This window comes from Limnoraphis robusta BA-68 BA1, assembly GCF_034932365.1.
Taxonomy (GTDB): Bacteria; Cyanobacteriota; Cyanobacteriia; order Cyanobacteriales; family Microcoleaceae; genus Capilliphycus; species Capilliphycus robustus.
In genome coordinates this window covers 1-7,296 of record NZ_JAYGHR010000118.1, presented here as the reverse complement: position 1 = coordinate 7,296, position 7,296 = coordinate 1, and the positions used below count along the sequence as shown (strand labels likewise).

At 43.9% G+C, this 7,296-nt stretch carries 11 protein-coding genes and 1 pseudogene; 10 read left to right on the top strand and 2 right to left on the bottom strand.

The window, feature by feature from the left end; translation table 11 throughout:
* Both VB836_RS30085 and VB836_RS30080 read right to left on the bottom strand, forming a co-directional pair.
* Window positions 1-214, bottom strand: a pseudogene (locus VB836_RS30085) (hypothetical protein); the annotation flags it as partial.
* Window positions 215-556: 342 nt separating this feature from the next.
* Window positions 557-889 (bottom strand): hypothetical protein, encoded by a 333-nt coding sequence (locus VB836_RS30080; RefSeq protein WP_323225205.1) that lies wholly within the window; start codon window positions 887-889, stop codon window positions 557-559.
* Between the two features lie 186 nt (window positions 890-1,075).
* Here VB836_RS30080 and VB836_RS30075 point away from each other — a divergent pair, with 186 nt between their 5' ends.
* The 10 genes from VB836_RS30075 to VB836_RS30030 form a co-directional block, all read left to right on the top strand.
* Window positions 1,076-1,591 (top strand): hypothetical protein, encoded by a 516-nt coding sequence (locus tag VB836_RS30075; protein WP_323225203.1) that lies wholly within the window; start codon window positions 1,076-1,078, stop codon window positions 1,589-1,591.
* Window positions 1,584-1,829, top strand: coding sequence for a hypothetical protein (locus VB836_RS30070; RefSeq protein ID WP_046279207.1), 246 nt, complete (start codon window positions 1,584-1,586; stop codon window positions 1,827-1,829). The genes VB836_RS30075 and VB836_RS30070 overlap by 8 nt, the downstream gene beginning before the upstream one ends.
* A gap of 10 nt (window positions 1,830-1,839) precedes the next feature.
* A complete protein-coding gene (locus VB836_RS30065; protein WP_323225201.1) occupies window positions 1,840-2,037 on the top strand; it encodes a hypothetical protein in 198 nt (65 codons plus the stop codon).
* Window positions 2,038-2,553 carry a hypothetical protein gene (locus tag VB836_RS30060; RefSeq protein ID WP_323225199.1) on the top strand — a complete coding sequence of 172 codons (516 nt, stop codon included), beginning with the start codon at window positions 2,038-2,040 and terminating at the stop codon, window positions 2,551-2,553.
* Window positions 2,546-2,803: a hypothetical protein gene (locus VB836_RS30055; protein ID WP_323225197.1), complete on the top strand. Its 258-nt coding sequence runs from the start codon at window positions 2,546-2,548 to the stop codon at window positions 2,801-2,803. Before VB836_RS30060 ends, VB836_RS30055 begins: the two co-directional genes overlap by 8 nt.
* Window positions 2,794-3,222 (top strand): hypothetical protein, encoded by a 429-nt coding sequence (locus tag VB836_RS30050; RefSeq protein WP_323225195.1) that lies wholly within the window; start codon window positions 2,794-2,796, stop codon window positions 3,220-3,222. Before VB836_RS30055 ends, VB836_RS30050 begins: the two co-directional genes overlap by 10 nt.
* Window positions 3,223-3,521: 299 nt before the next feature.
* Entirely contained in the window at window positions 3,522-3,713 is a 192-nt protein-coding gene (locus VB836_RS30045; RefSeq protein WP_323225193.1) for a hypothetical protein, read from the top strand.
* A gap of 2 nt (window positions 3,714-3,715) precedes the next feature.
* The gene (locus VB836_RS30040) at window positions 3,716-4,042 is read left to right on the top strand and encodes a hypothetical protein (protein WP_323225191.1); all 327 of its coding nucleotides are present in this window, start codon (window positions 3,716-3,718) and stop codon (window positions 4,040-4,042) included.
* Window positions 3,999-4,235 (top strand): hypothetical protein, encoded by a 237-nt coding sequence (locus tag VB836_RS30035; protein WP_323225189.1) that lies wholly within the window; start codon window positions 3,999-4,001, stop codon window positions 4,233-4,235. Before VB836_RS30040 ends, VB836_RS30035 begins: the two co-directional genes overlap by 44 nt.
* A 799-nt stretch (window positions 4,236-5,034) precedes the next feature.
* Window positions 5,035-7,296: VapE domain-containing protein (locus VB836_RS30030; protein WP_323225187.1), on the top strand; the 2,262-nt coding region annotated here is incomplete at its 3' end.

Sequence of the window (7,296 nt, the reverse complement as noted above, 5' to 3'; positions counted from 1 at the left end):
GGTAACTTGGAACTGAGAAATAACCTGTTGCTGATTGTCTGAGTTGACCGGATGAGAGAAAACCTGTATCTACCAGTTCTCTCAATAATCTCTTAGTTGAACTGGCTGACTCACCCCGATTGAGAACCTCTTTTAGAAGGAATGGGCGATCGCTAAACTTTTTCTGAATCATCACCAACAATCCGAAGGCGGCGTAACTTAAATCTTTTAGCATGGCCAATGATGTTTTAATCTAGTCTACCTGTTAGTAGAGTGTAGACACCAGTTGACAGATAGTGTTGACACTGTAGACACCTACTGTAAACACCTGTATACACCCAGTAGACACCTGTATACAGCCAGTAGACACCTGTATACACCTACTGTATACACCTGTAGACACCTGTATACACCTACTGTAGACACCTGTATACACCCAGTAGACACCTCAAAGTAAAACCCCTAACCATGACGGCTAGGGGCTAGCATCACACCCTTCCTTACTGGAGAAAGCAATTGGAAAGAACTGTTCTTAGGTTAACAGGTGGGCGATCGCATTCCAGCGTCAGTTACTCCCCTAACTTTCTGGATTTTTAGGATAGTAAGGATGCGATCGCTCCTTGCAGGCATCCCGCAATCTGGCAAGTACCTCATAGGAGATGCCCAACCTTGTTGATAGTTTGATCAATTCCTCGTCTGACGGAATGTTGCCAGATGCTAAAGATTGCAAAAACTGGATTGAGATAGTCTCTTTTAGTTCGGGCGCATCAATAAACCCGACATTGTTGACAATGCAGTATTGGAGAAGAAAAGCAGCAAGACCAGTAGGGGTCTGGCCATAGGACTCTGCGCGACTCTCCAAAATATCAAAGATTCCATCTGGTAATGTGACTCCCACTTTCTTAGGCATCGCTTAGTTCTATCTGTTGTCTCTATGGTACTTCTGGGGGAGTTTTTTAGTCTATTGACAGCCTATTGGTACTAATTAGTTCTTTTAGGTACTTGACATTATTCGATTAGTACCACTAGACTTTACACATAGCACATTAACCTATGTGTTCTGCACCTAGAAAACTTAAAACAACGGAGTAATCGTATGTACACGTTTTCCCAAATTGCTGAGGAAACTGGTTTGTCCGAACGTCACCTTAAACGGGTCGATGGAAAATCCCCTCTCTCCCGTATCCGTGAGACTGTCACATGGAAAGGCGATCTCTTTGTGCAGGACTCTGAATCTGGTGAGGAGTTCTTGACAGAGGAGGGAATGCACTACTTGCAAGACTACCTTTATCACTGTGGAGGTCATGGAGGTCGGGGCGCTGACATGACTTATGAGGAATGGCAAAACCATGTCCGTGAAGGTGATGACCAAATTACCAGTCTAGTCCCAGTTGAACCCTACCAACCCGAACTTGCACCCGTCCCAGATGCTCATCAAACCATCAACAATTTGCGATCGCAACTGACGATAATGGCTGATGAAGTCGGAGTTCAGAATAAATTGCTTGGAGCTGAACTCGCACACCGAATGTTTACTCCCTTGACTGAAGGTTTCACAACGACTGCTGAGGAAATTCTCAAGCGTTCATTCGGAGGAAACCAAAGTGCCTAAGCCATTAGGATTCTGGGTTGAAAGTCCCACTCTTGAGACAGTTTGCGGGTCATTCTTTGAGAAGCTGACAGATGCACAGAAAAACCAATTGCTGTTATTTTGTGCCTTACAACTCAACGGAAAACCCCATCACATCTCAGGGCTATCTCCTGACCTGTCTCTGTTAGCTGGAGAGGTTTTCACCTTCAACAACGGAAAATTAAAGCTGTTGATGCAAGCTATCCTTGCTAACTCTTAGGAGGCTTCAAATGATTAACTTTCTACTCGGAAATAGCTTTATGCTCATCCTCTGGCTCTGGGCAAAAGCCGCCTCAATCCCGGTTAATCAGCTAGCATCTCAGCACATTGATAAAGTGGCTCAAATGTACGCTAAGACGGAAGTTTGGGATGAAAATCTAGCTGTCAGTTTTGCAAAAGTTTCGGCAATCGTTAAGGAGATTGATTAGATGTTTGGACTAGGTAAGAAACAGAACAAGTCAATCGGTTCACAGTCCATGAGTGAAGCTGAAAGCATTCTCCAGAGTGCCAACACAGCGCCCCCAATCAGCAACAATCAGTACAACTTTGCTGAACACTACCGAGGAAATTTCACCGGGATTGAACGCCTCACACCAGAGGAAGTAGAAGCCGCCAAACTGCAAGCCAAAGAACTGAAAGAACAAGTCACCTTGCAACGGGGAAAGTTCAGTGCTGACACCGACAGTTTGGAGTCAGTTAAACGCATTTACAAATCAGAAGAAAGTCACAAGCGTCAACGACTGGGAAAAATACTGGATGCACGGGATGGCGAGATTAAAACCGGAGAATATCTCAACGGAAAACTCAAACCCGGACTGCATGAACAGAACCAACGGCTATCACTTTCTCAGGTTAAGGGAGAAGCATTAATCGGACGCATTGATGAACGGTTCCAGCTGCGCCGAGAAAAGGTCAATCAGTTGAAGGAAACGCTCTATGCTTAGTACCCGTTACGCTGACTTAATAGCCCTCAGTTTGGCATCATTTAATATTGCCTTACTGGTAGCCCGATTGATTCAGCCCAACCTGATTTGGTGGCAGTGGTTGTTAGTAGTTTTACTGCTTGCAAAAACCATCATTATTGGGGGACTGCTTGTCTACTATGCTGAGTCAAACAAGAGCAGATTTCATCAAGTCAAGACTGCTTTTGTGGTGATTGCAGCAATCACAGGACTGAACCTAGCATGGCTCTAATTTCTATACCTGAAAGGATTGATAGACGGGTGAGTTTCTGGCTTGGTTGTACTGGACTGTTATCCGTTCTCTCATTGTCACCAAAGCTTGACATTTTGTTGAAAACAGTCGCATCCTCGACCGCGCTCGGGTGTAGCATCCTAGCTTATGATACTAACCACAAAAACAAACCCATCGCCATCAGTGAACGGCAACGGGTAGACAGTGAATTGAACGTGTTGACCGATTTTATCACGGCTCAGGAAACAAGTCAGACCGAAGAAATCCAGTATGATTTGTTAACCCAGATTGAGCAATTCTTCAACAGAGGCAATCGACAGTCAGAGCCTACTGTTGAGCAGTCATCCGTAGTTGAAGCGTCGCCTGTTCTCTCAGAGGTTATTGAACCTAAGTTAGTAGACGAACACGACAACAACTAAGCAGTTTATAGGGGGTCGCTTGACCCCTTGCTTATACATCAGATTACTGAGCAACTCAAGAAAGACCATACTAACTACTTGGAGGTTGAATGAGACTACTAAGATTTTGCTATCATCCAAACATCATTCTTGACAACTTAATCTGCGGTTCAAAATACTTTCGCCATGCCTTTTGTTGCTGGCGTTGTCTTCACAATCCAAAGTATGATGACATAGCCCTAGCTAACTTCAAGAAAGGCTTTTATTATTACATTTCACACAGTTGGTCAATTCAGGATTTGAGAGATCATTAGGGGGATATGATGACAGACATTGATTACGACTTTGACCAGAATCAAACTTTTGGAGACAAGAAGAAGGAAATAAAGAGACTATTCAAACAACTTCCTTTAGATTTGCGTAATGAAGTTTTGAAGGAATTAGAGATAGAGCAAGAAGGTTTACCTAAATCATCAGAACCTTACATCTATCTTCCCAACGAACTGTTTTAGTTATGCTCTCACAGCAACAGTTTTGGGACTGGGTAGAAAACAATATTGCAGACGCTTTGGGCTACCCAGTCTTTTCTATTGGTCAAGAAGTTTTGTTTGAATGCTTTGGTCAAATTGTTTTAGCTGAGGTTGAATCCTACATTATCAGCACAGACTCAAACGGTGACTTAAATATTCAATACTGGCTTTGGGTTGACAACTACCCCCTCTGGAATGCTCAAAACCATAAAGACTTGCTCAAACTCAACCCGATCGCAAACAATCTACCCCGCTCTAGGAGACACCATGACCACCAAAATCCGACTGATGGCAACTGCTCAAGAGATTGAAAACTGGAAAGCCTTTCTTCACCTGTTAGCCAGTGCTAATGTTATCAAATTGTTAGAAGTCTCTGATCATCCCCACAACAACGAAAGTAACAGCCAATGTCAACGGACTTATATTGAGGCTGAACTGAAGGTTGACGTTAACTCGGTTAAACACCGATTTGAGGTCAGGTTGACGGATAGAGAGGACGCTTGAGTTAAGCACTAATGAGATGAGTCAAACACTGACTAGGACTGAGTTATGGGTTAATCTCTCCGTGTTAACAACACTCAAGCGTGTATAAGAAGGATCACGTTGAAGGAAACCCTACGCTTTGTTCGACGCTGTATAAACCTATACAAGCAGCGTTAAAAGCCTGGTGTAAAAGCTTTCTAAGCGATACACATAGATTGCAGAACCATCACAGTACAAATCTTTCCAGTCCCTAAAACGGATCCTCAACCAATACCAAAACGGTTGAAAAAAGCGGATTATTAGTCTACTATTTAACACAGTGAAGAATCACAGCGTGTGCTATTCAAGAAACTAGCCTGGCTAGAGAAAGTAGGGATAGCTTAACCCAGCTAACTACCCTGACGCAGTGGGCGTGACAATAACAGAGGTAGCGCACTGAAGGGGGACGGAGAAGATTAAGGTCTTCTTAGCGACGTTGCAGTATATCGCCTCGCTGACTGCTTACCTCATAGGGGTTCTTCACAGTAAATAGACCGCTTTCCGTAATTGAGGTCTGGAAAGCGGTCTATCTACCAATTCTTGTAATGCAATACCACTATAACACATCAGACCTCAAAAAATCTACACATTCTGAAAATCACTGCCAGTACAGGCAGAGATTAGACCAACTGCTAAAGTCACCGTTGACGGGTTGGGATAGAATCTTCATCCGTGACTTAGACCGTCAGTGGAAAGTCTGCAACAGAGACGGCAAAGAATTCAAGCTGTCTGCCAAACAATCTGTAAACCTACAACGCATAGAAAAAGGAGGTGATCGCTAATGGTTGCCTCTGAGTTTGATATCCGTAACTATCTAGACGATCTAGAACCTGCTAAGGAAAAAGGTAAGTATCATTGCCCTGCCTGTGACAGCCACAACCTTAGCATTGATCAGAAAACCGGAAAATATCAGTGCTGGACTTGTGGAGATACCAAGCTGATTGCTAAGATGCTGACGGCAAAAGAGAGAGAACACCGCGAATATCTCAACGGTCACTCCTATCACCCCAGTTCATCACGTCCTAGCTCACGGCAAAAGCCACTACCAACTGTTGAACTGGCAAGGCTAGCCGAACTGCCTAAAATTCCTCAACCCGTCACCAAAGGCAATCAAGTTATCACCGTCTATCCCTACGCATCTGGACAGGAAGTCAGACGCCTTGAGCAGTTTGAGGGAAGTGGTGAGCGACTTGGTAAAAAAGTCCTACCCTATCACCAACAAGACACCGAGATGGTAACAGGCAAGGGTGACTTACCTTGGAATGCTTACCGGATTAACGAGGCTATCCGTTATGGCAAAGGCAAATGGGTGTTAGGCGTTGAGGGTGAAAAATGCGTTGAGGCAGCCCGTGAGAATCAGATTGTTGCCATCACCTGGCAAGGGGGAAGCTGGACGCTTGATGACATACTAGCTGACCTGCTGACACTCAAACGCTCAGGAGTTAAAGGACTTTTCTACTTTCCAGACCTCGATGAAGCCGGAACCAATAAAGCAGAGAAAATCATCAAAGCAGCCCAACAAATAGACTTTCTGATTGCAACCGTTAACCGGGTTGAACTGTGGTCAGAGATGCCAGAAAAGGGTGATATTGCCGACTGGATTAAACAGGTTGAACTGACACCCGACCAACGGGTTAAACAGTTAGAGCAAACTGCAAGACTCATCACCTCACAACCACAAAATCAACCCTTAGAACTACCAGTCAGTAATGTCAAAGGCAAAGACAATAAAGCCATTAAAATAGCAATGGAACTTGACAGAGCTAGACAGTTAATAGGTGATCAACTGAGGTTCAATGAACGGAGTAGAGAACTTGAGATTTTCAGTGAAGAATTAGGCATCAAAGGACAACGCTTTGAACTAGATTATCTAGACGTTAGCCTTTCTCGATACCTTGGACTCGGGATTGAAGGCACAGGAAAAATTGTTGAGGGAATAGTCGTAGAAATTGCTAAAGAAAATTCCTACGACCCCGTAAGGGATTATTTAGACCAATGCGCTCAACAATACAGCGACACAAGCATTCTAGACAATCTGGCAGAAGTTCTATTTGGGAATTCAGAACCCATCGCTCAAGCAATGCTTAAAAAGACACTAATTGGAGGAGTAGCAAGAACTTATAAACCTGGTTGCAAGTGTGATACAGCCACAGTTTTGTATAGCCCCAAACAGGGAATGTTTAAGTCAACTACATGGAAAACCCTGTTTAGTGAGGAACATTACTGTGAGGATGTGGGCGACATCACCAACAAAGATGAAGTCACAAAAATGAGGAGAGGATGGGGTTGTGAATTAAGTGAGATTGGTAAAATCACCACAAAAAAAGACGCTGATCAAGTTAAGCAATTTATGTCAACGTCCATTGACTGGATGCGCCATCCATACGGACGAAGCTACACGAAAAACGAGCGACGTGCCATCCTTTTGGGAACAACAAACTCAGATGATTTCTTGCGGGATAGAACCGGAAACCGACGCTTTTGGTTAATAGAAGTTCAAAAACCTGCTGATATTGAATGGTTGAAAGAACACCGCGATCAGATTTGGGGTGCTGCTGTTCATCTCTATCAGCAAGGGGAAAAATGGTGGCTCACTCAAGAGGAAGATGAACAGTCAGGACAAATCAATCAGGGTTTCATGGATGCCTTGCCCTTTGAGGATGAAATATTAGAGCTGGTATCGGATAAAGAGAAGGTTGCAACCCGATGGATTATAGAACATCTTGATGTTAAGGCTGACACCACTAGAGATCGCAGAGACTTAGAACTGAACATCAAGAAGGTCTTACAGCAGAACGGGTGGATAAAAGACAGAGTAAGGATAGATGGAAAACAATTTCAAGGTTACAGGAATCAAAACAGTGTCCGAGACAACCCTGAACCGAAACAACCCTTGAGACAACCCATTGAGATAACGGTTGTCTCACCCGAAACCCCCACCAGTCAACAGTCCCAGGTTCTTGAGATAACCGAGACAATAAAAAACGATATTTTACAAGAAACACAAAAACCAGAGGCACCACTATCACCTGAACAGCTCACT